This window comes from Limnohabitans sp. (assembly GCF_040400975.1).
In the GTDB taxonomy this organism is placed as follows: Bacteria; Pseudomonadota; Gammaproteobacteria; order Burkholderiales; family Burkholderiaceae_C; genus Limnohabitans_A.
The window spans coordinates 22,461-47,371 of record NZ_JBBAPF010000019.1; the positions used below are offsets into that span (position 1 = coordinate 22,461).

Annotated in this window: 21 protein-coding genes and 1 CRISPR repeat array (1 of these 22 only partly in view); of the genes, 2 read left to right on the forward strand and 19 right to left on the reverse strand. The window is 58.2% G+C overall.

Annotation, left to right across the window (positions count from 1 at the left end; all coding sequences use genetic code 11):
- A CRISPR array of direct repeats spans positions 1-1,986; the repeat unit is 29 nt; unit sequence GGGCCTATCCCCGCATGCGCGGGGGAACC (it extends 972 nt beyond the left edge of the window).
- Positions 1,987-2,054: 68 nt separating this feature from the next.
- The 9 genes from cas2e to ABWQ00_RS11470 form a co-directional block, all read right to left on the reverse strand.
- A complete protein-coding gene (gene cas2e, locus ABWQ00_RS11430; protein WP_353238801.1) occupies positions 2,055-2,351 on the reverse strand; it encodes a type I-E CRISPR-associated endoribonuclease Cas2e in 297 nt (98 codons plus the stop codon).
- Positions 2,323-3,216 carry a type I-E CRISPR-associated endonuclease Cas1e gene (gene cas1e / locus ABWQ00_RS11435; RefSeq protein WP_353238837.1) on the reverse strand — a complete coding sequence of 298 codons (894 nt, stop codon included), beginning with the start codon at positions 3,214-3,216 and terminating at the stop codon, positions 2,323-2,325. The genes cas2e and cas1e overlap by 29 nt, the downstream gene beginning before the upstream one ends.
- Before the next feature lie 2 nt (positions 3,217-3,218).
- Entirely contained in the window at positions 3,219-3,953 is a 735-nt protein-coding gene (gene cas6e, locus ABWQ00_RS11440) for a type I-E CRISPR-associated protein Cas6/Cse3/CasE (protein WP_353238802.1), read from the reverse strand.
- Positions 3,950-4,684 carry a type I-E CRISPR-associated protein Cas5/CasD gene (gene cas5e, locus ABWQ00_RS11445; RefSeq protein ID WP_353238803.1) on the reverse strand — a complete coding sequence of 245 codons (735 nt, stop codon included), beginning with the start codon at positions 4,682-4,684 and terminating at the stop codon, positions 3,950-3,952. Before cas5e ends, cas6e begins: the two co-directional genes overlap by 4 nt.
- A gap of 1 nt (position 4,685) precedes the next feature.
- The gene (gene cas7e / locus ABWQ00_RS11450; protein ID WP_353238804.1) at positions 4,686-5,885 is read right to left on the reverse strand and encodes a type I-E CRISPR-associated protein Cas7/Cse4/CasC; all 1,200 of its coding nucleotides are present in this window, start codon (positions 5,883-5,885) and stop codon (positions 4,686-4,688) included.
- A gap of 35 nt (positions 5,886-5,920) precedes the next feature.
- The gene (gene casB, locus ABWQ00_RS11455) at positions 5,921-6,466 is read right to left on the reverse strand and encodes a type I-E CRISPR-associated protein Cse2/CasB (RefSeq protein ID WP_353238805.1); all 546 of its coding nucleotides are present in this window, start codon (positions 6,464-6,466) and stop codon (positions 5,921-5,923) included.
- On the reverse strand, positions 6,453-8,102 hold the full coding sequence (locus tag ABWQ00_RS11460; RefSeq protein WP_353238806.1) for a type I-E CRISPR-associated protein Cse1/CasA: 1,650 nt from the start codon (positions 8,100-8,102) through the stop codon (positions 6,453-6,455). Before ABWQ00_RS11460 ends, casB begins: the two co-directional genes overlap by 14 nt.
- On the reverse strand, positions 8,099-10,759 hold the full coding sequence (cas3, locus tag ABWQ00_RS11465; protein WP_353238807.1) for a CRISPR-associated helicase Cas3': 2,661 nt from the start codon (positions 10,757-10,759) through the stop codon (positions 8,099-8,101). The genes ABWQ00_RS11460 and cas3 overlap by 4 nt, the downstream gene beginning before the upstream one ends.
- Positions 10,760-10,860: 101 nt before the next feature.
- Positions 10,861-11,082, reverse strand: a complete 222-nt coding sequence (locus tag ABWQ00_RS11470; RefSeq protein ID WP_353238839.1) for a hypothetical protein — start codon at positions 11,080-11,082, stop codon at positions 10,861-10,863.
- Between ABWQ00_RS11470 and ABWQ00_RS11475 the strand changes: the two genes are divergently transcribed.
- The gene (locus tag ABWQ00_RS11475; RefSeq protein WP_353238808.1) at positions 10,981-12,147 is read left to right on the forward strand and encodes an IS4 family transposase; all 1,167 of its coding nucleotides are present in this window, start codon (positions 10,981-10,983) and stop codon (positions 12,145-12,147) included. The two genes, ABWQ00_RS11470 and ABWQ00_RS11475, sit on opposite strands and share 102 nt — an antisense overlap.
- A 356-nt stretch (positions 12,148-12,503) precedes the next feature.
- Here the strand turns inward: ABWQ00_RS11475 and ABWQ00_RS11480 are convergent, their stop codons facing one another.
- Both ABWQ00_RS11480 and pyrF read right to left on the reverse strand, forming a co-directional pair.
- Positions 12,504-13,862, reverse strand: a complete 1,359-nt coding sequence (locus tag ABWQ00_RS11480; protein ID WP_353238809.1) for an MFS transporter — start codon at positions 13,860-13,862, stop codon at positions 12,504-12,506.
- 7 nt (positions 13,863-13,869) lie between these two features.
- The gene (gene pyrF, locus ABWQ00_RS11485; RefSeq protein ID WP_353238810.1) at positions 13,870-14,712 is read right to left on the reverse strand and encodes an orotidine-5'-phosphate decarboxylase; all 843 of its coding nucleotides are present in this window, start codon (positions 14,710-14,712) and stop codon (positions 13,870-13,872) included.
- A gap of 77 nt (positions 14,713-14,789) precedes the next feature.
- Here pyrF and ABWQ00_RS11490 point away from each other — a divergent pair, with 77 nt between their 5' ends.
- Positions 14,790-15,692, forward strand: a complete 903-nt coding sequence (locus ABWQ00_RS11490) for a DMT family transporter (RefSeq protein ID WP_353238811.1) — start codon at positions 14,790-14,792, stop codon at positions 15,690-15,692.
- A 43-nt stretch (positions 15,693-15,735) separates the two neighbouring features.
- Here ABWQ00_RS11490 and lpxC read toward each other — a convergent pair whose 3' ends face one another.
- From lpxC to ftsW, 8 genes are all read right to left on the reverse strand, one after another.
- A complete protein-coding gene (gene lpxC, locus ABWQ00_RS11495) occupies positions 15,736-16,659 on the reverse strand; it encodes a UDP-3-O-acyl-N-acetylglucosamine deacetylase (protein ID WP_353238812.1) in 924 nt (307 codons plus the stop codon).
- A 77-nt stretch (positions 16,660-16,736) separates the two neighbouring features.
- A complete protein-coding gene (gene ftsZ, locus ABWQ00_RS11500; protein WP_353238813.1) occupies positions 16,737-17,945 on the reverse strand; it encodes a cell division protein FtsZ in 1,209 nt (402 codons plus the stop codon).
- Between the two features lie 145 nt (positions 17,946-18,090).
- Positions 18,091-19,320 (reverse strand): cell division protein FtsA, encoded by a 1,230-nt coding sequence (gene ftsA / locus ABWQ00_RS11505; protein ID WP_353238814.1) that lies wholly within the window; start codon positions 19,318-19,320, stop codon positions 18,091-18,093.
- Positions 19,321-19,344: 24 nt separating this feature from the next.
- Entirely contained in the window at positions 19,345-20,148 is an 804-nt protein-coding gene (locus ABWQ00_RS11510) for a cell division protein FtsQ/DivIB (RefSeq protein ID WP_353238815.1), read from the reverse strand.
- The gene (locus tag ABWQ00_RS11515) at positions 20,145-21,125 is read right to left on the reverse strand and encodes a D-alanine--D-alanine ligase (RefSeq protein ID WP_353238816.1); all 981 of its coding nucleotides are present in this window, start codon (positions 21,123-21,125) and stop codon (positions 20,145-20,147) included. Before ABWQ00_RS11515 ends, ABWQ00_RS11510 begins: the two co-directional genes overlap by 4 nt.
- Positions 21,122-22,552 carry a UDP-N-acetylmuramate--L-alanine ligase gene (gene murC, locus ABWQ00_RS11520; RefSeq protein ID WP_353238817.1) on the reverse strand — a complete coding sequence of 477 codons (1,431 nt, stop codon included), beginning with the start codon at positions 22,550-22,552 and terminating at the stop codon, positions 21,122-21,124. The genes ABWQ00_RS11515 and murC overlap by 4 nt, the downstream gene beginning before the upstream one ends.
- Positions 22,549-23,619 carry an undecaprenyldiphospho-muramoylpentapeptide beta-N-acetylglucosaminyltransferase gene (gene murG, locus ABWQ00_RS11525; protein ID WP_353238818.1) on the reverse strand — a complete coding sequence of 357 codons (1,071 nt, stop codon included), beginning with the start codon at positions 23,617-23,619 and terminating at the stop codon, positions 22,549-22,551. Before murG ends, murC begins: the two co-directional genes overlap by 4 nt.
- The gene (gene ftsW, locus ABWQ00_RS11530; RefSeq protein WP_353238819.1) at positions 23,616-24,905 is read right to left on the reverse strand and encodes a putative lipid II flippase FtsW; all 1,290 of its coding nucleotides are present in this window, start codon (positions 24,903-24,905) and stop codon (positions 23,616-23,618) included. The genes murG and ftsW overlap by 4 nt, the downstream gene beginning before the upstream one ends.
- Positions 24,906-24,911 lie beyond the last annotated feature (6 nt).

A 24,911-nucleotide genomic window follows, 5' to 3' on the forward strand; every position in this document is an offset into this window, starting at 1 on the left:
TAACTGGGCCTATCCCCGCATGCGCGGGGGAACCACAGGCCCACCGCGCACTCCGATCATGAAAAGGGGCCTATCCCCGCATGCGCGGGGGAACCCCGAAGTCACTTTTTCAGGGCTGTAATGAGGCGGGCCTATCCCCGCATGCGCGGGGGAACCTAATGCCGTCTGCGTGAATGACTGTACTCATGGGGCCTATCCCCGCATGCGCGGGGGAACCCCTTTCGGGCGCGGCCAATGCCAGGGCCGCGAGGGCCTATCCCCGCATGCGCGGGGGAACCATCGCCAGCAAGTCCGGCAACTGGTCCGCCGTGGGCCTATCCCCGCATGCGCGGGGGAACCTGGCGCTCATGACCTCACCCACCTTCCTGCGGGGGCCTATCCCCGCATGCGCGGGGGAACCTAATTCCAACTCCACAAGGTTTTTTCCTAGGGGGGCCTATCCCCGCATGCGCGGGGGAACCGTGCGAAGTGCAAAACGCCCAAAGCGCCCGAGGGGCCTATCCCCGCATGCGCGGGGGAACCGGGATCAAATAGTGGACCCTGACATTTGGCGGGGGCCTATCCCCGCATGCGCGGGGGAACCACCTGGCGGCCGCGTTTGCAGCCGACACCGGGGGGCCTATCCCCGCATGCGCGGGGGAACCCCTGCCATTACCTGGCCGTCTGGCCCCGTGAAGGGCCTATCCCCGCATGCGCGGGGGAACCGAACATCCACAAGGGACAGGGCGGCTTTCAGGGGGCCTATCCCCGCATGCGCGGGGGAACCGCTAAGGACGCGCGCTTTTGTTTCGTCTGTGAGGGCCTATCCCCGCATGCGCGGGGGAACCTGGTGTTGCTGCCCTGCACCGTGCTGGGCATGGGGCCTATCCCCGCATGCGCGGGGGAACCTGGCCGTCAAAGCACATTTCAGTCGTTGGACAGGGCCTATCCCCGCATGCGCGGGGGAACCTCAAGGCCGCGTTTCCCGGCGTCAAATTTTCGGGGCCTATCCCCGCATGCGCGGGGGAACCGTCCGGCGTGATAGTCGGCCACGGTGGGGCGGGGGCCTATCCCCGCATGCGCGGGGGAACCATGTACTGCTGACTTTCACGCTCAAACCACAGGGGCCTATCCCCGCATGCGCGGGGGAACCTGGGCATTTGACCGTACACATCGACGGTGCCGGGGCCTATCCCCGCATGCGCGGGGGAACCGCTTCGGTCGGCCACGTTGAAACGGTTGGCCAGGGCCTATCCCCGCATGCGCGGGGGAACCTTGGCTGCGCACGCCTCTATGCTGCTTTTTTGGGGCCTATCCCCGCATGCGCGGGGGAACCTAGTCATCCTCGCCCGCCACCACCTTGGCCAAGGGCCTATCCCCGCATGCGCGGGGGAACCTACATGAATTTTTTACTAGGTGTTTTCCCTTGGGGCCTATCCCCGCATGCGCGGGGGAACCCCGTCAGATTGTGGCAGTGCCAGCTCGTGCGTGGGCCTATCCCCGCATGCGCGGGGGAACCGCGGTCAGCTTCATCAGGTAGTAATTGGTGCTGGGCCTATCCCCGCATGCGCGGGGGAACCACCTGGGCAGTCACGGCGCTTTTTCCATGGCCGGGCCTATCCCCGCATGCGCGGGGGAACCTCAAAATGCAGCCGATGAATGTTGCTGCCCAAGGGCCTATCCCCGCATGCGCGGGGGAACCGCCGAACACCACGCCCAAGCAATGCCTGCACAGGGCCTATCCCCGCATGCGCGGGGGAACCATGGTCATCCATTCATCGCCGATCAGTATTACGGGCCTATCCCCGCATGCGCGGGGGAACCTCGGTGGTGCCCGCTGCTGGCATGGCCGGGGCGGGCCTATCCCCGCATGCGCGGGGGAACCCTTCGGCCGCTCGGGTTGCGTCAAATTGTCCGGGGCCTATCCCCGCATGCGCGGGGGAACCGGCCCAGTCATTTAATGCGCTGGCCTCTGCGGCGGCCTATCCCCGCATGCGCGGGGGAACCTCTAGATCATAAGTTGTTGATCTAGATACAAATTTCACTGTTTCCATCCAATTTTTAAAGAACAAAACTCAAGTACCAGCACGGGCGATCCACATGCCATCTATTTCAATCAAAGTTTGGGCGGGCGCCCCCAAATGCGCCAAGCCGACGCCTCCTGTCGCCTCTCTTTCACGCCAAATCATGACGATGCTGCCCCGAGGCTCTGTCGCATGCCATTCCGTCATGACGCGCCAAACACGCTCGCGCACACCTTTGCTCATACGCGGACTCACATAAGTACACGGGGCCACCTCCAACATCACAGATGCCAAAAAACCGCGAAATCGGTCGGCCACATCACGGGTCACTATCGTCACCAGCGCCATGCGCCACCTCGTCCATGCGTAGTACTTGTTTGATGCGGTCAATCATGGTTGGTATGACCGACTCTTTTCGAAAAACCCTGGCTGCTTCACGACGAACCACACGGTCCATTGCTTCGCCGCTTTTTTCGCTTTGCTTTACTGCTGTGAACGCTATCGCCAAAGTGATGTGGTCGCGATACAGGTCAGCAATGTCCAACACAAAAGCTTGACCTGAATCTTCGTGAATAAACCCAAGCTGAGGAATCGCCGCAACCGCTTGAACGGCAATGGCCGCAGCAGCTTGCACCGCCGTCGCGGCGTGATTGATGGCTTGGTTGGGTAAATCATCTGCCTCGGGGTTGGCACGGTCAAAGCGTCTGCCATTCCACTGAATACCGAACTTTTCTGCCATCAAACGGTAGGTCGCTTTGACCCGACTGCCTTCAATGCCACGCAAGGTATCCAAGTCGCGATGCGGCAACACTTCGCCCAAGCGCAGCGCATACATGTGGCGGGCCACACTGATGCGCCGTCTGGGGTTACCCCATAGTTCAGCTTGCCTTCGGGCAACGTCTGACCTGTCCGGCATCATGGGTGGGGCGGTGTAACTGCGCACACCGTCCACACCCACGGCGGCCATCAAGGTGCCGTGCCGCGCCAGCAAACGCAGAGCATCGTGCGTGACACTGCTCCCCGGCCCCAGCAAAATCATCGACACAGCTTGGTGGGGGATTTGATCGACCTTGGGTGTCAATGTGTCTTTGCCACGCGCAAAGTGCAGACATCCACTAACGACGCACAACTCGCCACGCTCTAGCCAAATCAAACCATGCCGGTCCGCATGCGGAACACGCGCTGTTTCGAGCCCCAAGCGCCCTTTCAGCACACTCAGTCCCAAGTTGCAGCAGCAGGTTTCAGCAAGAGCATGCCAAAACCAAACGCGCGATGCCGCCCAATGCCTCGTGCCAGAAATCCTGCAAATGCAGCACTGTCGTGCACTTGCAATGTTCCCGTGAAAACGGCATCTGGACCTTGCACTGGCCGCTTCGGGCGACCACCTTCGGCTTGAGGTGCAGCACGGCGCACAACAGTGCTGAGACTGAACTCGGTCATGCGCACTTCATGCAAAGTAGCAACCTCCCCGAACTGTCGCTTGAGCCAATCGGCGTAGACAGCTTCTCGCGAAAGAACCACATCAGGCATGCGCTGCGCGGTCGACAAAAAAGCATCCAGCTCTTTGTCTTCTTTGCGCACCACGGGCCGCACGCGCACCTCGAACGACAACAGCTGCCCGACCTTCCAATTTGTGGGGAATGGACGAATCAACAAACCGGAAGAGTGCGGCGTGGCGTCTAGGCCCAGCATGTCGGCCACTTCGGGCGTGGCCATTGCCACCGCCAAGCGCATGGCTTCGGCCTGCGAGGTGTATGCCAACAACCCTTGGCCAGAACGGAAGCTGAACGGCTGCGGAGCCAAATCTGCAAATGCAGCCCTGAGCGCCGCATGGAAGGCGTAGCCCAAATCGCCCTGTCCATGGTCTGGCACCAAGCCCTGTCTTTGCGCCCAAGGCAACAGGCGGTTGAGGTTGGGGCGCAGGTGGATTAAGTGAAAGTCTTGGCTCATGCGACCCCCTGCTCTGTGATGGCGTGGGACGTAAAACGCAACAGCCCCTCCCTCAGAGGGCGCCATCCGCCGTGCACACCGCTGGTCCAATTGCGCTCGTCGCACACGTCCAGCGTTCTGTCTTGCTGATCTGGCAAACGGCCTTCTCCGTCTGGCCACTGAGCACGGGCGTTGTGTGACAAAGCGGGCTGCGCCAGTTGTAAGGCGCTCAAAATGTTGTCGGCCTCGACCCAGCCCGCCATCAGACGGTCTGTGGGCAAACAGTTCTTGCGGCCCACAAACAAAGGACGAGCGGGCTTGTCCAGTGCAGCCGCCAATTCGTCCAAGGTGGGAGACTCTTCGGCGGGCTGCAAGCGCAGGGCAACCAGGACGTTCATGTCTGCGTGGTAGTGGCGGTAACGCAAATGCGGACCGGCATAAGTGCCAGCGCCACCTGCACGCTCCTCCGCCACACCCCGTGTGGTCCAGCCTTTTTCATTGGCTTGCAGTTGTGCGGTCTGAAAATCCACCAGTCGCTCGCCATCAGCATCCAACCTTGCACCCATCACCATGCGCTCTTGCAAGTGGTTGTGCAGGGTGTCATCGCCACGGTCCCAGCCCAAGGCGTTGGCCATCAAGCCCGTCACCATCGACAAAGCCGGAAAGTCACGAATCACGCCGAAGTTGTCTATGGTCTCTCCGCCAAACGCTATCAAAGGCGCTTGCAGTCGTATCAACAAATGCCGCGCCATCTCAGGCACCTTGCGCAGCGCCGCTCACGATGCGGTCTTGCACCCACTGGGTCAGACTGGCCAAAGGCAAACGCTCCGCACCAGGCACTTGGCAATCGTCCACACTCAAAAATCGGCGTTCGCTGGGCGCACCATAAGCTGCGTCCAGGCGCTGCAACTCGTCCGCCAACTGCCCCACTGCACGCTCGCGAATTTTGTCGCCATCGGTGTTCAGTGCATTTTGGAATGCCCCCGCAAGGCTGCGCGGCTGCCAATCACCCGCCTCCACCAGCATCAGCTTGGCCCATTCAAATGGCGCAGTGCTGCCGCGCTTGGCACCGGGGCTGACCGTCGCGATCAAATGCAGCAAATGGTGCACCACCTTGGCTGCCAGTTCGCGCTGATCGGCCCCTACCTTGAAGCAATCTTCAATCTTCACGCCTTCGAGGTTGGCCACCAATTGCGGCACATCCACCACCACATAGCCGTAGTACAGGCCCGAGGCGAGTTCGGTGTCGAAGATGCCAGCAGAGCTTTGCTCGCCAGCATCGCGCAACAGGTCATCGACCACCGTGAAGTAATCGTTTTCCACCTGTGCCTCATGCACCGTGAACGCATGGGCCACATACACAGCGGCATCGCGACTGGTGAGCACATCCGATGTCACCATGCGACCAAAAAGAGCCGACTCCAAACCACTGCCCAACTTCATCGCTTCGATATTTTTCTTTTCATCTTTTTCCTTCAACCACGCGGCCACCGACTCTTTCAGGGCTTTAGCCTCGGTGTGCTCTTTCCCAAGCGCCACGCATTTTCCAATCAGGTAGTCGCGTTCGGCTGTGCCAAGCAAAACAGCCTGACCTGTGCTCAGTGCATCTTCGCCTTGGGGGCTTTTGCCCGCTTTGTCCAAAAATCCGGCATTGCGCATGCCCTCAATGGCCGCCTGCGCCAAGGCTTCATTCATGCCTTGCGCAATCATCATGTCGCGCATTTGCCGGGGCAGCTCACGCGACCGAATGGCCATCGGCACGCCCAAGCTCGACAAAGAGAATACGTCATCCGCCACGCGCCAGTGACGCTTCAGACACTGCGACGAGATACGTGTACGGATAGCGTTTCCATAGGGCAAACGCTTGGCCAAACCGGCGTCATCCCGGTTGAGCAGCGCAGCGGGGTAGTTGTGCAGCGTGTGAATTTGAATGAAACGGGGCAATGTTGTCATGATGAGTGTCCTTCTTGAAATAGATAAAGAGTTGATTAGTTGCCGCGAGCGATGGCACTGAAATAGTCGCCGGCAATTCGCAGTCGAAGAGCCTCTGCCTCTTCTTGATCTGCTGCTTCCTTGGCATCGTTTTTGTGAATGAGTTTGCTCAGGTCATACCAGTTGGGCTTGACCTGTTTGCTTGCCAGCAAACGCAACAAACGCGGGACGATTTGCAAGAAAGCATCGCCGCGTGACACCAAGAGCTTGGTGACACGGGCCCCAGCAACACCCGCAGTGGCCAGTTGACTGCCAATTCGCCCCTTGCCGTCATGGCCTGCGAGTGCCATGCCATGGGCCACCAAGGCCCAGCGCTTCCAAGTGCTTGGTTGCCAAGTTTCTGGCGACAAACCAGCCTGAATCAGCGCACGAGACAGTGCTGCAATCTGATGTGGGCGCATGGCTTCTGGATCCAGCCGTGCCAGCGCAGCACGGGTTCCAGGGTCGGCGTGTGCAATAAAGCCTGCGAGCTTGCCAATGGGGTGACCAGCAACAGGCTCTGCCTGCTGTGTATCGACTTCTGGTAGTTCAAGCGTGCTCATGGGTCTCCTTGTCAGATGGTGTGGATGAGTTCTGTTTTTTGGATTTCAGGGCCTGGGCAAGGGCAGGCAATTTGCTCTTGTCGCTGCGCATTAGTCCATGTAAGCGCCCCAGCGCTGAAGATTGCGCTCTATAACGTAGCTGTCCGCTGCGCGGACCTGCAGTAAATGCGGTTTGCAAGACCGCCTCAGCTCTCACAGCCAGTGTCAACAACCATTGATTACGAACAGCCTCGCGATCAGCAGCCTCAATTTCTTCGATGAGTTCAGAGAAGAACTGTGCATCGCATTTCGCCTCAAATGGCTGTGCAAAAAGACTGGCACGCTCTTTCACCGCATCACTGGCATCCTTGTCTTTGCCACTGTCATCCTTTGCGCCATTTCCGAACAAAACCGCTAAAGCAGCCCAGAGCATTTTTCTTACCTCGGCAATGACAGCTATGCGGCTTTCTGAAAGTTTGGCAAGCTCATCTGTGCTTTGGGCCAAGAAGGCTTTACGGATGGTTCTGGAAACAGGAATACGCCGCTCGTGGTAACCCTCCGTCTTTCCCTGACCTCTGGCCACCCCTTGAGCAAGGAGGTAGACCCCTTCGGTGTCATCGCTGGGCAACCAGTTTTGTGCAATCGGCTTGGTGAACTTTGAACCCAACAAAAGCTCAGCTGCCAGCTTGTAGTCAAAGCCACGACCACCAATCGTCAAGGCCTTGGCTGCAGAACCATCCACGGGCATCCACGGGTCACCAGTGACGCCGTTAAGTTCCTTGGCTGCAATTCTTGGTGCTTTGCTGCCTGTGACAAATGCGCGAATACTATCGACTGCGTTGATGCATCGGACGCGGCGACAAATTTCGATATAAAAGGGGTCAAGACTTGAAAATGACAAACTGTCGTTGCCGTCCCAAGACGTCAACCAAACTAAGGTGTGACCTCGTGCTTTCGAGAATCCAAACGATTCAACAAGTGCATCACGGGCACCAGCTACGGCAGCAACATCACGTAACCAGCGACCACCCCAACGCTGATTTGGATGCACACCGACACCGCATCTGCTAGCAAAGCCGCCATTCATGCGCGAAGCACCGTAATTTCCCGCCCCCAAAAAACCCTCTTGTGTTTGCAAACTGAGCAATGCATATACCCACTCTTCGGCTGTGCTGCACAACATCCGAGCCGCTTTCAAGTCATGATTCTTTGAAGTCACCAGCATGTCCAACTCGTCTGCTGCAACCAAGCAATTTTTCCAGCTACCGATGCTTCCACTTGGTTCCGCAGCTTGCATGAATGCAGGCCTATTGACCGGACTCACCAAACACCAAGCCGCACCATCTGGGTCATCTGGCGTAAGCGCAAGCAACGCTGCACGCCATTCGGTAGCCGTCGCAAAAGGCTCTGTACGTTCGGCACGGTGCAAAGCTATGGCAGCCAGCTGGACCAAAAATGCATGCCATGGGTGACGTTGGTGAGGGCGCACCGCAGGGAAGTCACGCACATGGTCTTGCGCCATGGCCACGAACAATTCGGGCAAAGTCGTCGCGATGCGTTCACCCGTATCGGTTCGCCTGTAATGCAGCAGTCGCTCATCAAGCAAATTGCCGAACAATTTTTGTTCAGCATCAGACTCGCTGACTTCTTTGGTCATGGGTTTGCTCCGTTCGTGTTTTCGGTGATTCGCTCCAGTCCTAAGCGGCTGTAGCGGTAGGCGGTTGCGCCAAGGGTGAAGGTGACGCTGCCATCGGTTGTCGTTGACTGGATAAGTGGCTGTGTATCTGGCGACTCACCTTTGGGCCACATGTGGTGTCGCATCGGCAGGCGCTGTACCGCGAAACCAAATGGCCCTGGCTGCGGTGGATCAAAGGTCAATAGGTAATCGGTGGCACCGAGACGGCTCGTGACCTTTTGCTCGCCATCCAAAAACACCAGTGTGTTGCCTGCTTCATCTTCAAATTTTTTATCAAAGGGCAATCGATGGATCGCAGCTACGCCTTTTTTGGCTTGCAATTCACCATCTACGTCTTGCCCATGTGATGCCCAATCCAGTCCCAATTCTTTTTCCAATTCAGCCAACACCTCGGGGTGCGTCGATCGTTCCACCAACTCGCGGTTGTCTTGTGGAATGAGGTGACTGTCTGCACCACTGATGAGCCGCCGAGTAGCCTCCAAAATGCGCATGTCCATGTAAATACCGCCGCCGTTGTGAAACCGCCCTAAGCCGTAGCGCGATTTTTTAAGGCAACCTTCCAGACTGTGTCCTGCTGGCACCAGCACCACGGCTTGGGCTTGCCTGTAATGTTCTGGGCGCTCATCAGGCGCACGATCATGTCGGTGCAAACGGCCCACGCGTTGCAACAGCACGTCCATAGGGCACAGGTCGGTGATGAGCAAGTCCGCGTCAATGTCCAGGCTTTGCTCTAGCGTTTGTGTGCCCACCACGATGCAGGCTTGCAGTGGCTTGACTCGTGCCTTGCCAATTTGCTGCTCAACTGCTTTATCCAGCATGGGGCGGTCTTCGCGGCTGTAGCGGCTGTGGTGCACCGTAGCAATACCATTGAGGTTGAACAATGCTTCTTGCAAACCGTGTTGCTGGGCCATGCTTTCGATGGCCCGAAATGTGGTCAATGCCGTGGGCACGGTGTTGCGAATGACCAGCACTTTGGCCCCTTGCTTCGCAGCTTCTATGGCCAAGGCGGCAATGACTTCTGGATCTTCTATGCAGTCTTTGACTTGCCAATGCACGCGCTTGCTTCGGCCAGAGTCGGGCAAGCCGTTGATGGTGGCGCCATCGGTCAGTGCGGGATAAGGCAAGTCAATAGCTTGTGCCAATGTGGGCATGGGCGCATTGGGCGATATGAGCCGCTGGTAGCGGTGGCGTGCGCTGGAGCCCAATGTGGCCGACAACAATAGAGCGTGACCACCTGCATTCAAATGTGCCTTGAGCAAATGCGCCAACAGTGTGGCCATGTAAGCATCAGAAGCATGAACTTCATCGACCACCAACAGGCTGCGTGAGAGCAAACTGTGGCGCATGTGCGCATGCCGCACTTGCAAAGCCCCCAGCAGTGCTTGGTCGATGGTGCCCACCGCCAGCGGTGCGGCCAGATAGCGCTTACTCGATTCAGCAGCCCAGCGGGTGTGGGCTTTTTGCTCGTCCGGGTGGTCTGCCCACAGCACTTTGAAGTCCGGCAACTTTTTAACCTCGTTCCCATCTGCGCTTTCGTAGCCTGACAACGCACGCACCACCAACGGCGGCTCTTGCCCTGTGCCGGCCCACAGGTTGGTGGCAAATTGCAGCGTGCGGCTGTAAAGCTGGGTCGCGGCCACGCGTGTGGGCAATGCGAAATACAAGCCATCCACTTGCCCTGCTTGGAAGAGCTTTGCGAAACGCCATAGAGCCGCTTCTGTTTTTCCGCTCCCCGTTTCTGACTCCAGGATCAGCAGCGGCCCCAAGTCGGATTCAGCCATCTTGGACTGTATGGGGCGGGCTGTTATGGCTGCTGAGTCTTGCCCTTTGAAGGTCTTCGCAAAGTCGAGCACACACGGCAGGGCTTCACGCGAAACAGCTGCATCAAAGCCTATGGTTTTGACCGCCTCACGGGCACATTGCCAGACCCATTGATTGCGGTCTTCACCGTCTACGGCAAAAGGGAAAAAATCTGTATCGGAACCAAGCCAATCCGCAAACTGCACCAAACCCGCAAACAAATGCGTAAATTCAGCACTGTTAGGCAAGGTTGGTCCACTTTCAAATGCAAGAGGAAACCATTTTTTTGCGCATTGACCTATATCTTTCAGAGTGGCCTGCGGGTCGTACACCACTTGACCATCACTGACCACCCGACTCCAGATGAATTGAGAGTCCATCGCACCAGACTCTTCTACTGGTTTGCCATGATGGCTGATTGAAGCGCGCCAAAGGCTCAAACAGGCTGACCCCCAAACTTCCATTTGATCGACTGGCAATTGAGTCAACAAATTTTCACGACCAAAGATACACAAGGCTTCGTGGGTATGACCCGCAGGAAAGGGCCAACCTGGTGGCAATGCTTGAGATTTAACGCGCCACCACTTGGCCTGAAATCCTGAATTGGCTTTGCCCACATCATGCAAAAAGGCCAATACCGTTAATCGCATCATGTCCACGTCGGTTAACTCGCGCCCTGCAACACGGGCCAAGGCGCGGCGCACTCCGCGTGTTTGCGCGATGGCCCAAAAACAAGCGGCAACATCGAGCATGTGCGCTGTCAAAGGGTGACTACCCCCTTGTTGATTCAGTTTTCCCCAAGCATTTATTTGTTTCATGATTAACACCAAGAATAAATGCTTTGTAGCTCATATTTTGAGCCGCTAAAAAAATTGGCTATTTTTATTTATGTGGTCACATCAGTAGTGTCCCAACGTTTTCACATCAGGGCTTCGTAAGTTAATGATTTACCTTGGTTTTTCATCATTTCAGTCTGGTCTCGATTTGAACTTCGATTCCATGACTTATGGTCTTTTGCGTTCGCACGCAAAGGACCGCAATGAACCAAGGCAAGCTTGTTTTTTCTCAACTCATGGCGTTCTTGCCGCTGAGCACGTTTCGCCGCTGCGTTGCCAAGCACCGAGGCGATCACAAGGTTCAAGATTTCACCTGCATGGACCAGTTCTTGACCATGGCCTTTGCTCAGTTGACCTACCGCGAGTCTTTGCGCGACATCGAGGTCAATTTGCGTGCTCAAGCCAAGCGGCTGTATCACATGGGTCTGCGCTGCAAGACAGTTTCTCGCAACACCTTGTCCAACGCCAATGCAACCCGGCCTTGGCAAATCTACGCCGACTTCGCGCAACACCTGATCGCCATGGCGCGTCCCTTGTATGCCAAAGAGCCGATGGCGATCGACTTGGATGCAACCGTTTACGCTTTCGATGCCACGACGATAGATCTGTGCCTTTCGGTTTATCCGTGGGCACCGTTTCGCGCGCACAAGGCGGCTATCAAATTGCACACCCTGTTGGACCTGCGCGGCTCCATACCCACTTTCATTCACATCAGCGATGGCAAGACCCACGAGGTCAACACCTTGGACTTGCTGGACATCGAGCCTGGTGCCTATTACCTGCTCGATCGTGGCTACTTGGATTTCCAGCGACTGTTTGTGATCCATCAGGCCAACGCCTTCTTCGTCACCCGCGCCAAGTCCAATACCAAATTCAAGCGGCGCTACTCCAACCCCGTAGACCGGGCCAACTCGAACATCGTGTGCGATCAAACAGGTGTGCTGACCATCTTTTATTCCAGCCAACACTATCCCGCCTCGCTGCGACGTGTGGTGGTCAAGGACGACACTGGCAAGCGCATCACGTTTTTGACCAACAACTTCGCCCTCAAACCCGAGTTGATTGCAGCGTTGTACCGCCAGCGCTGGCAGGTCGAATTGTTTTTCAAATGGATCAAGCAGCACCTGCGAATCAAGACGTTTTATGGCACCAACGAGAACGCGGTCAAGACGCAAATCTGGATCGCGGTCGGCACTTACGTGCTGATCGCCATTGCCAAGAAACGCTTGCATCTGCCCAACAGTCTTCATGAAATCCTACAAATCCTGAGCTTGACCATGTTTGAAACAACCCCAATAAATCAACTACTTACACCAATCGACCCCGACAAACATTCGGAATTTGAGCCTCAACAGCTCTCTCTCCTCTGAAAAACGTTGGGACACTACTGTGGTCACATTGGATTTCTATAGACATCAGCTAGGACCCATCCAAAAGTCTCCGCCATGAAGTCGAGTGCGCATTGCATTTCCCTTTGATGATGTTTGTCGATTGGGTATCAGCTCCGATCAACGGAGACACACGCAAGGATTTCGGTGAAAGGCGCTTCAGAATGCTCGAATTCATTCGTGGATGACCTGATGGAGTGATCAGCACGCCAGGAAATGGCATGGTTGATGTGATCAGCCAGTGGAGCTAAACCATTTCAAAGCCATTGGTAATTGCTGGCAAAGGCGCATTGACGCTGCGTTACGTCAATTCATTGAGGAGAACCCCGGCTCGCGCCCTATCTAGCGCGCAACCGGGCCATGCTCAGCACAGCGCCTATGCCTGCTGTGAGTGCGCCCAGCATCACCGCATGGCCTGCGCCCTGCGGTCCGAACAGGTTGAAGCACAAGGCCACCAAGGCCGCTCCGCTGGCCTGTCCGATCAACCGCGCCAATGCGACCATGCCACTGGCACCGCTGGTGCGGTGGGCGGGTGCACTGGCCATGATGGCGCGGAGATTCGGCGACTGAAACAGCCCGAAACCTACACCGCACAGCGCCATGCACAAGGCCATGACACCGAATGAAACCGCCACCCCAGACAAGCCCAAACCGGCCATGCCCAAGCTCAGAATGCCCAGCCCTACACCCCCCAAAATCGCAGGTGGATAACGGTCGGACAAGCTGCCTGCCACAGGCGCCATCAAGGCCACCACCAGGGCCCAAACGGACATGAGCACCCCGGTTTCCAAGGGGGGGCGATCCAGCTGCTGTTGAAAAAAGAAGGGCAAAGCCACAAACGCGAGGCCTTGTGTCGTGAAAGCGCTGAACGAGGTGAAGACCGACAGGCTGAACAAAGGCCGGCGCATCAGGTCCACAGGCAGCACCGGCGCTGCTTGGCCTCGCTGACGCAGCAACAGCCAGCCGCCGCTGCCCAGCATCTGACCCAGTGCGGCCAGCACCACAGCCAAGCCTTTTTGCTGCGCCACGGCACTGAGCGTGAACACCAGCGATGCAAAACAAACGGCCGCCAGCAGCGCCAGCACACGGTCATAGGGCGCATCGATCTTGGCAGGTGCGGTGCGGGGCAAGTAACGCCACGCCAACATGAGCCCGACCAGGCCCAGCGGAGCCTGCAAGCCAAACAACCAGGGCCAAGGCAACACGGCCAGCAAGAGCGAAGCCACTGTAGGCCCCAGGCTGTAACCCAGGCCCACGATCAAAGCGTTCATGCCCGCGCCTCGTCCTAACTTTTCCGGGGGGTAAATGTTCTGAATCAAGGCCAGGTTGACGCTCATCACCCCGGCCGCGCCCACGCCCTGAATGGCGCGGAAAAAGGCCAGCCACTCCAGCTGCGTGGCACTGGCACTGGCCAGTGCCGCCAGATTGAAGAGCACGATGCCCAGCAAAAACACTTTGCGTGGGCCCCAACGGTCACCCAAAGCGGCCAAGGGCAGCAGCACCGCCACCACCGCCAACTGGTAGGCATGAACCACCCAGACCGATTCGGCCGGCGTGCTTTGCAAGGCCTCACCAATGGCGGGCAAGGCGGTGTTGGCCACCGACTGATCGAGCGAACCGAGAAAAACAGCGATCAGCAGCGACAGCAGGGCCATCCAAGGCATGCCGTTCGGCGCTGACGGTGTGGCAGCGCTCATCAGGGCATCAGGCCTTGGCCGCCTCCAGCGTGTTGCGCGTGCTCATGGCCACTTGACGGGCCGCTTGGGCAAAGTCGTCTCCACTTGACGCATACAGCACGGCGCGCGATGAGTTAACAATGATGGCCCCCGCACTCGAGCCATCGGCATGGGCGCGCCAGCCGGCCTTGACGGTGGCCACGGCGTCGCCGCCTTGGGCACCCACTCCGGGGATCAGCAAGGGCACAGTCGGGGCGAGTGCGCGCACGCGCTCAATCTCGGCCGGATACGTGGCACCCACCACCAACCCCAGCTGGCCATTCAGGTTCCAAGGGCCTTGGGCCAAACGGGCCACATGCTCGTACAGCCGGGGTTGGCCTTCGACAGAGGCCAGGCGCTGGTTTTGCAGGTCGTCACCGCCGGGGTTGGAGGTGCGGCACAACAAGAAAGCGCCTTTGCCTTCGTACTTGAGGTAGGGGGCGACCGAGTCCCAGCCCATGAAGGGTGACAGGGTCACGGCGTCTGCACCATAGCGCTCAAAGGCTTCCTTGGCGTATTGCTCGGCGGTGCTGCCAATGTCACCGCGTTTGGCATCGAGGATGATGGGCACGTGCGGAGCGACGCGCCGCATGTGCTCCATCAGGCGTTCGAGCTGGCCTTCGGCTCGGTGCGCGGCAAAGTAGGCGATTTGGGGCTTATAGCTGCTGACCAGGTCGGCCGTGGCGTCCACGATGGCGGCGCAAAAGTCGTAGATTTTGTTGGCGTCGCCTTTGTAACGGTCTGGAAACTTGGTGGGTTCTGGGTCCAGGCCCACGCAGAGCATGGAGCCGTTTTGGCGCTCGGCGGCGCGCAGCATGTCTAAAAAGGTCATGCGGGTGATTTTAAGGGGGCGCCATGAAGCTGGTTGGGTGACAGCAGTGGGACACAGGGCCGTCTAAGATGCAGAGCATGCACAAACTCACGCCCACACAATGGACCCTGCTGGTTTTGCTCACCCTGGTGTGGGGCATCAACTGGCCCATCATGAAGTTGGGGGTCACCGGCTTTCCACCCCTGACATTTCGCAGCCTGTGCCTATGGCTGGGCACGCCTGTTTTGGGCTTGGCACTGGTGGCCATGAAGGTGCCGTTTCGAATTCCCCGTGCGCATTGGCGAGAGTTGCTGGTGCTGGCGGTGTTCAACATGTTCATTTGGCACGCCTTGATCATCATCGCGGTGCAGTCTTTGTCGAGCGGTCGCGCTGCGATTTTGGGTTACACCATGCCCATGTTTTCCGCCTTGCTGGGGGCTTGGTTTTTTGGTGATCAACTGGCCAAACGCTCTTGGGCTGGCGTGGCGGCTGCCAGCTTGGGCGTGGTGCTGCTGCTGTGGCATGAACTGTCCAATTTGAGTGGCAGGCCCACGGGCGTGCTGTTGGCTTTGGCAGCCGCCAGCACCTGGGCACTGGGCACACAAATGCTGCGCCGCACCCCCATGCCGGTGCCGACTTTGGCCATCTCTTTTTGGATGACTTTGATGACCACCGGGGTGATGACGATGTTGGCGTTGGTGTTTGAATCAGATCAATGGGTGGTGCCTACGCCGTCCAACTGGTTTGCGATTGTGTTCAACGCGGTGCTGGTGTTTGGCTTTGCACATGCCGCTTGGTTTTATCTGGCGCGCAGTTTGCAGCCCGTGGCCTCTACTTTGAGCGTGATGCTGATCCCGGTGCTGGGCGTGTTCAGTGGTGCGGTGTGGCTGGGTGAGGTCTTGCACTGGCAAGACTGGGCTGCAGTGGCCTTGATGGTCGCCTCGATTGCCTGCGTGCTTTGGCCCAAAAAGCCCGCCAAACTTGATGTAACGGGTGCTTGAGCTTGCAGGTGCTTGAGCGGGCTATCACCCGCTGTTTCAAGGCTCACCAGGCCGGTTGCAGAGCCGCAAAGCCCTTGGGAGCCTGACTGGCTTTGTCAAAAGTCACCACCTCATAGGCATCTGGCTGCGACAGCAACTCACGCAACAACAGGTTGTTCATGGCATGGCCCGAGCGGAAGGCGCTGTAGGCGGCCAGCAAGGGCTTGCCTACGATGTAAAGGTCACCCATGGCGTCAAGGATTTTGTGCTTAACGAACTCGTCGTCATAACGCAATCCATCGGCATTGAGGACCTTGTAGTCGTCCATGACGATGGCGTTGTCCAAGCCGCCGCCCAAGGCCAAGCCATTGGCGCGCATCATCTCCACGTCTTTGGTGAAGCCAAACGTGCGCGCGCGGGCAATGTCGCGCGCGTAAACACCTTCCGACATGTCAAACACCACTTGCTGGCCGGTCGAATCTACCGCTGGGTGCCGAAAGTCGATCTCGAAGCTGAGTTTGTAGCCATGATAGGGCTCCAATTTGGCCCATTTGATGTTGCTGCCCTCGCCCTCGCTGACCTCTACCGTCTTGAGCACACGCAAGAACCGCTTGGGCGCGTTTTGCTCCACGATACCGGCGCTTTGCAGCAAAAAAACAAACGATGAGGCCGAGCCATCCAGAATGGGGACTTCTTCGGCCGTGATGTCGACATACAGGTTGTCGATGCCCAGCCCTGCACAGGCCGACATCAGGTGTTCCACCGTGAAAACCTTGGCTTGGCCCACCGAGATGGTTGAGGCCAAACGGGTATCGGTGACGGATTCGGCCCGCACGGGAATATCCACCGGTTCAGGCAAATCGACCCGGCGAAACACAATGCCGGTATCAGGCGCGGCGGGGCGCAAGGTCAATTCAACCCGCTGACCGCTGTGCAAACCCACGCCGACGGCCTGGGTCAAGGTTTTGAGAGTGCGTTGTGCAAGCATGGGGCAATTTTAAAGGCCAGACGGGCAGAGTTGCCCGACTGGCCTTGGGTGCGTTATGGCCATGGCCAAAACGGCAATCAGTCAGCCTGCTTGCGCAAGAAAGCTGGGATCTCGATGTCGTCCATGCCCGCATTGGCCATGCCGTCCACACGCGCTGCCGCATGGGTGCGGTTGCTGCGCCAGATGGCCGGCGTGCTGATGCCACTGCCACCCAGGCTGGCAGCCGAATTCAAAGGTGCAGACACCGCCTCTTGACCCCCCATCATGAAGGGCACGTTGTCGGTACCAGTGCGCAGCACCTTGAGCTCTGGACGCACTGCACCGGACTTGGTCAACCCCGTGGCCACCACAGTGACGCGAATCTGGTCACCCAGGCTTTCGTCGTAAGCTGTGCCGTAGATGACATGGGCTTCTTCAGAGGCGCAGTCACGGATGGTGTTCATGGCTTGTTTGGACTCTGACAATTTCAAGGAGCCCTTGGCCGCGCTGATCAAGACCAAGACGCCTCGTGCACCTTTGAGGTCCACACCTTCCAGCAAGGGGCAAGCCACCGCTTGCTCAGCTGCAATGCGGGCGCGGTCGGGACCGCTGGCCGCTGCCGTGCCCATCATGGCTTTGCCAGGTTCGCCCATGACCGTGCGCACGTCTTCGAAGTCAACGTTCACATGGCCAGGGACATTGATGATTTCGGCAATGCCGCCGACGGCGTTTTTCAGCACATCGTTGGCATGCGAGAAGGCCTCGTCTTGGGACATGTCTTCACCGCCGGGCAATTCCAGCAGCTTTTCGTTCAACACCACGATCAAAGAATCCACATTGGCCTCCAACTCACGCATGCCTTCATCGGCATTGGTCATGCGGCGCTTGCCCTCAAAGTCAAACGGCTTGGTCACCACGCCCACGGTCAAAATGCCCATGTCCTTGGCGATCTTGGCAATCACGGGGGCAGCGCCGGTGCCGGTGCCACCGCCCATGCCGGCCGTGATGAACAACATGTGCGCGCCTTCGATGGCGGCACGAATTTCGGCCTCTGCCGCTTCTGCGGCTTCACGGCCTTTGTCGGGCTTGCTGCCAGCGCCAAGACCGGTTTGACCCAGTTGCACAAAGCGGTGCGCAGCGCTGCGTGCCAAAGCTTGCGCATCGGTGTTGGCGCAAATGAACTCAACGCCTTGAACCTCGCTGACGATCATGTGCTCAACGGCATTGCCGCCGCCGCCGCCCACGCCGATCACCTTGATCTGGGTGCCTTGGTTGAACTCTTCGGTTTGGATCATTTCAATGGTCATGGTGCTCTCCTAAATATCTGCAGTTGCCGGAATTTGTAAACGTGTTTTTAAAAATCTTGGGAAATGAGGTTGAAGGCCTGTCAACATCGACAAGGCCTGGACCATAGAGGGCTGCCACGGATCGCGAATGCAGGGTTCCAGCGCATCAGAAGGTCCCCACAATGAAGTCTTTGAAACGCCCGAATGCGTTGTTCACAGAGCTTTTCTTTTGCGTGACCTTGTAGCCACGCAAACGCGCCAAGCGCGCCTCTTCGAGCAAACCCATCACGGTGGCTGCTCGCGGCTGGCTGACCATGTCGGCCAAGCCCCCCGCGTATTTGGGCAGCCCCCTGCGCACAGGCTTGAGGAAGATGTCTTCACCCAGTTCGATCATGCCGGGCATCACTGCGCTGCCACCAGTCAAGACGATGCCCGAAGACAAGACTTCTTCGTAGCCTGACTCCCGGATCACTTGATGCACCAGAGAGAAGATTTCTTCGATGCGTGGCTCAATGACCCCGGCCAAAGCCTGACGGCTGAGCATGCGAGGACCCCGGTCACCCAAGCCAGGCACCTCGACCTGTGCATTGGGGTCGGCCAGCAGCTGCTTGGCGTAGCCACTTTCAACCTTGATGTCTTCGGCATCTTTGGTCGGTGTGCGCAAAGCCATGGCGATGTCGCTGGTGATCAAGTCACCCGCGATCGGGATCACCGCTGTATGGCGAATCGAGCCATTGGCAAAAATCGCCACATCGGTCGTGCCCGCACCAATGTCAACACAGACCACCCCCAGCTCACGCTCGTCTTCGGACAGCACGGCCAAACTGGACGATTGCGGGTTGAGCAGCAACTGGTCGACTTCCAAACCGCAGCGGCGCACGCATTTGATGATGTTTTCTGCGGCACTTTGCGCTCCGGTCACGATGTGCACCTTGGCTTCAAGGCGCATGCCACTCATACCAATGGGCTCTTTGACCTCTTGCCCGTCGATCACAAATTCTTGTGGCGCCACCAGCAGCAAACGCTGGTCGCTGGAGATGTTGATGGCGCGGGCCGTCTCCATCACACGGGCCAGGTCGGCTTGGGACACTTCCTTGTCCTTGATGGCCACCATGCCACTGGAGTTGATGCCACGTATGTGGCTGCCCGTGATGCCGCAATTGACCCGGGTGATTTTGCAATCGGCCATCAACTCGGCCTCTTTCAAGGCCTGCTGAATGCTTTGCACCGTGGCGTCGATGTTGACCACCACACCCCGCTTCAGGCCGTTGCCCGGTGCTATCCCAAGGCCTGCGATCTTGAGTTGACCGTCGGGCATGACCTCGGCCACCACCGCCATGACTTTGGAGGTGCCGATGTCCAAACCAATGACCAGATCTTTGTACTCTTTTGCCATGTCAATCACCGTTTCCGTTAAATGTCATCGTCTTGACCCATCAAGACTGTTTCTATCGTTGTCAGTCAGCGTGCTCACACCCCGCAAGCGCAAGGCATAACCGTCTTTGTGCCTGAGGTCAGCCCCCAGCAAAGCCATGGGTGTCCGGTTGTAGCGTCCCGTGACTTGGGGCAGTGTCCGCAAGAGCAAATCAACCCGCTGCATCAACTCTGTTTCAGACCCCCGACCCAACTCAATGAGTGCACCGCTGTCGGTCCACACCCGCCAACTGCCTCGGGCCGTGAGTTCGATTTTTTCCAGTCTGAAGTCCAGGATTTCAAACAAGGGGCTCATGACCCGGTACATGCGCGTGACCAACACAGAGCTGCCGTCAGGTCCTTGCATGCGCGGCAATTTTTCAATGTCCACGTCTTCCACGGGCGCCTCAAACACTTGTCCCTGCTCGTTGACCATGAAATTGCCACCCTCTTCGCCCCACGTGGCCAATGGCTGATGCTCCACCACCACCGTGCGCAGCTGCCCTGGAAAGACGCGGTGCACCACCGCCTCACGCACCCAAGGAACCGACTGAAACGCCTGCTGCGCCTGGGCCAGATTGAGGGTGAAAAAATTCCCGTTCAACTGGGGCATCACATGGTTGCGAAAACTCGCCGCGTGGCTGCGAACCACCTCGCCTTGCACCGTGATCGATTGGATGGCAAAAGCCGGATGACGCAACACCCACCAAGCCGCACCGCCCAAGCTCAGGACAACGAACACCAGCGACAGCAAACTCGCCGCCAGGTTCATGAGCCGAACATCGGTGGGCAAAGGCAGGCTTGTGCTCACTGGGCAGCCCCCTTGTAGTCCAGGCTGGCGTGGGCCAACAAGTGGCAGCACAAAGCCTCGTAGGACATGCCTGCAGCACACGCTGACATGGGCACCAAGGAGTGACCCGTCATGCCCGGGGAGGTGTTGATTTCCAGCAAATAGGCTTGGCGCGTGGCCGCGTCGATCATCACGTCGATGCGGCCCCAGCCCCTGCAGCCCAGGACTTGGTAGGCTTGGATGACCAAGGCTTCGATGACCGCTATTTCTGTTTCGGGCAATCCGCAAGGCACCAAGTACTGCGTGTCGTCTGTGAAGTATTTGTTTTGGTAGTCGTAGTTGCCGTCGGGGGCCACGATCCGGATCATCGGCAAAGCCTGGGCTTGGCTGCCTTCACCCAACACGGGACAGGTCACCTCGTCACCCACGATACATTGCTCGCACAAGACATCGCTGTCGCAAGCGGCGGCTGCACGCAATGCAGCGGTCAAATCGGCCGCTTGGGTGACCTTGCTCACGCCGATGGATGAACCTTCTTTGGCTGGCTTGACGATCATGGGCAAACCCAAGGCCGCTATCAGGGCTTCACCCGACACGGTGTCAATCTGTGATGGATGCACCAAGACATGGCGTGGCGTGGGCAAACCTTCGGCCTGCCAGACACGTTTGGTCATGACCTTGTCCATGGCCATGCTGGAGGCCATCACACCCGAGCCGGTGTAAGGTATGCCCATCAACTCCAAGGCCCCTTGAACGGTGCCGTCTTCGCCAAATCGGCCATGCAGTGCGATGAAGCAGCGCTCAAAACCTTCTTGGCGCAAAGTCATCACATCGCGCTCGGCAGTGTCAAAAGCATGGGCATCCACACCGCTGTCCAACAACGCCTTGAGCACGCCCCGGCCCGACATGAGAGACACCTCACGCTCTGCTGAGCGCCCGCCCATCAAGACGGCCACTTTACCCAGCTGCGCAGCCGATGAAAGGTTAAAGCCGCTCATGCTGGTGCCCCCTGCGATGCCACCGAACCCGCCAACGCCACCACTTGGGCTGGCGTAGCACCGATCGAGCCCGCCCCCATACAAATAAGCACATCGCCATCGCGGGCATTGGCCATCACCATCTGGGGCATGTCGGCAATTTGAGCCACGAACACGGGCTCAAGTGGTCCCGCCACCCGCAAGGCACGCGCCAAGGAGCGGCCATCTGCCGCCACGATCGGGGCTTCGCCTGCGGCATAGACCTCTGACAACAAAACACTGTCACAGCCTTGGCTGATGACTTTGACGAAGTCTTCGAAGCAATCTCGGGTACGGCTGAAACGGTGCGGCTGAAAAGCCAAGACCAAGCGTCGGCCCGGAAACGCCCCGCGCGCTGCAGCCAGTGTGGCCGCCATTTCAACCGGGTGGTGGCCGTAATCATCGATGACCGTGAAACAACCTTTGCCATCCGCAGTGGCCACATCCCCATAGCGCTGAAAGCGTCTGCCCACACCCTTGAATTGGGCCAAAGCGCTTTGCACAGCCGAGTCATCAACACCCAACTCCACCGCCACCGAAATGGCCGCCAAGGCATTGAGCACATTGTGCTCACCCGGCAAATTCAGCACGATGGGCAAGTCAGGCAGGGTGACACCGTTGCGGCGTTGCACGGTGAAATACATTTGCCCGTTGTCGGCCCGCACATTCAAGGCCCGCACTTGCGCGCCTTCGCGCAAGCCATAAGTCGTCACGGGGCGCGCGATGTCGCCCATGATGGACTTCACGCCCGGGTCATCGGAGCAGACGATGGCCGTTCCGTAAAAAGGCATGCGGTGCAAAAACTCAACAAAAGCCGCCTTGAGTTTGGCCAGATCATGGCCATAGGTTTCCATGTGATCGGCGTCGATGTTGGTCACCACCGCCATCACGGGCAATAAATTCAAAAAGGAGGCATCGGACTCATCTGCCTCGACCACGATGTACTCGCCCGTACCCAGTTTGGCGTTGGCTCCGGCGCTGTTGAGGCGACCGCCGATCACAAAGGTCGGGTCCAGACCGGCTTCGGCCAACACACTGGCCACCAAACTGGTGGTGGTGGTTTTGCCGTGGGTACCCGCGATGGCCACACCTTGCTTCATGCGCATGAGTTCGGCCAACATGACCGCACGCGGCACGATCGGGATGTGGCGCGCTCGCGCGGCCAGAACTTCGGGGTTGTCGGACTTGACGGCTGTGGAGGTCACCACCGCATCGGCGTCTTTCACGTTGTCCGCACTGTGCCCCACATGGGTCTGGATGCCCAAAGCAGCCAAACGGCGCAAAGTGGCACTGTCCGACAAATCAGAACCTGAAATTTGGTAACCCAAATTGCGCAGCACCTCGGCGATGCCGCTCATTCCCGAGCCACCCACACCAATGAAGTGAATTTTTCGGATGGCGTGCTTCATGCTGCCAACTCCTCACAAGCCATCAAGACCTCCCGGGTCGCATTCGTTTTTTTCTGAGTACAGGCCTTGTTGGCCACGGCCAACAACTGCGCACGGTCGAGACCGCCCAACCAATCGGCCAAGCCTTGCGCGGTCAACTCGGATTGCGGCTTGAGCCAACCACCGCCTGCGGCCACAAGAAACTGGGCATTGGCGGTTTGGTGGTCATCCACGGCAAATGGGAAAGGCACAAACAGGGCGGCAGCACCGACTGCGGCCAACTCGGTCACCGTGCTGGCACCTGCGCGGCAAATCACCACATCGGCCTCGGCAAAAGCGCTGGCCATGTCGTCAATGAAAGGGGTCAGTTCGGCCTCAACGTCTGCAGCTTGGTAATTGGCTCGCAAAGCATCGATTTGTTTGGCCCCACTTTGGTGGACCACGACCGGACGCGATGTCAAGGGCAGCAAAGCCAAGGCTTGCGGCACGGTGTCATTCAAAGCTTTGGCCCCCAAGCTGCCACCCACCACCAACAGGCGAAGCGGCCCGCTGCGACTGGCAAAGCGCTCTGCGGGAGAAGCTTGTTCGGTAAAGGCACGGCGCAAGGGATTGCCCACCCACTGTCCGGTTTTGAAGACCCCGGGGAATGCTGTGAAAACACGGTCTGCCAATTGCGACAAAATTTTGTTGGCCATGCCGGGTACAGAATTTTGTTCATGCAAGACCAGGGGTTTGCCCCACAGGCTGGCCATCATGCCCCCCGGAAAACTGATGTAACCGCCCAAGCCCAGCACCACATCGGGGCGCACGCGGCGCACCACCTGCAAACTTTGCCAAAAAGCACGCAACAAACGCAGCGGCAGCAAAGCCAAGGTGTGAATGCCTTTGCCGCGCACGCCGCCAAACGCCACCGACTCGAACGCAAAACCGCGCGCAGGCACCAAATCGTGCTCCATGCTGTGGGGGGCGCCCATCCAGTGCACTTGCCAGCCTGCATCGCGCAAGGCTTCGGCCACCGCCAAACCCGGAAAAATATGGCCACCCGTTCCACCGGCCATCACGAGCGCTGTTTTGGGCTTGGCGCTCATGCTCGGCCTCCACGCATCATTTGTTTGTTTTCCGCATCGATGCGCAGCACCACCGCGATGGCTATCAGGTTCATCATGAGGGCGGAGCCGCCGTAGCTCATGAAGGGCAAGGTCAAGCCTTTGGTGGGCAAGGCCCCCAAATTCACACCCATGTTGATGAAGGCCTGAAAGCCAATCCAGATGCCCACGCCCTGCGCCACCAAGCCCGAAAACACTTTTTCCAGGGCGATGGCCTGGCGGCCAATCACCATGATCCTGCGGCTGAGCCAGAGGAACATGAAAATCACCAAAGACACGCCAATCAGGCCAAATTCTTCACCGATCACCGCGAGCAAAAAGTCGGTGTGCGCCTCGGGCAGCCAGTGCAGCTTTTCCACGCTGCCGCCTAAGCCCACACCCCACACTTCGCCACGCCCAATCGCGATCAGCGAGTGCGTCAATTGGTAGCCTTTGCCCAAAGCATGTTGCGCACTGAAGGGGTCCAAGTAAGCAAAGATCCTCTCCCGACGCCAAGGCGACTCGGCGATCATGATGACAAAGGCCAGGATCAAAACACCCAAGATGAGGAAGAACATCCGGGCATTGACGCCGCCCAAGAACAAGATCCCCATGGCAATCGTCGCAATGACCAAGAAAGCGCCCATGTCGGGCTCGGCCAACAAGAACACGCCGGCCAAGCCCACGGCAGCACCCATGGGCCAGACAGCTTTGAAGAAGTTTTCTTTGACATCCATTTTGCGCACCATGTAATTGGCGGCATAAATGATGGTCGCCAATTTGGCCAACTCGGACGGCTGAAAGTTCATCACCCCAAAAGAAATCCAGCGCCGCGCACCATTGACGCCCTTGCCAATGAAGGGCAGCAACACCAGTGCCAACAAGATCAAAGACAACACAAACAAGGGTCTGGCCATTTTTTCCCAAGTTTCCATGGGCACCTGGAAGGCCAGCAGAGCCATGACACACCCGACCGTGATGGCCATAACATGGCGAATCAAAAAGTGCGTGTGGGTATAACGCGAAAAGCGGGGGTTATCGGGCATGGCAATCGATGCCGAATACACCATGACCATGCCCCACAGCACCAATGCCATGACCACCCAGATCAAGGTTTGGTCAACCCCCATCATGCGCGAGCCTTGGCCCCGCGCACGAGAGGCCAAATCGTAAGCACCCAAGTTCACTGGCAAGCCTTGCTGAGACGTCGCCTGAGTACCCAAAGCGCCACCGGTCAACACGCTGCCCATGCGTGCAAAACTGGCTTGCAGCCGCTGGGTGAAAGACATGGCTTC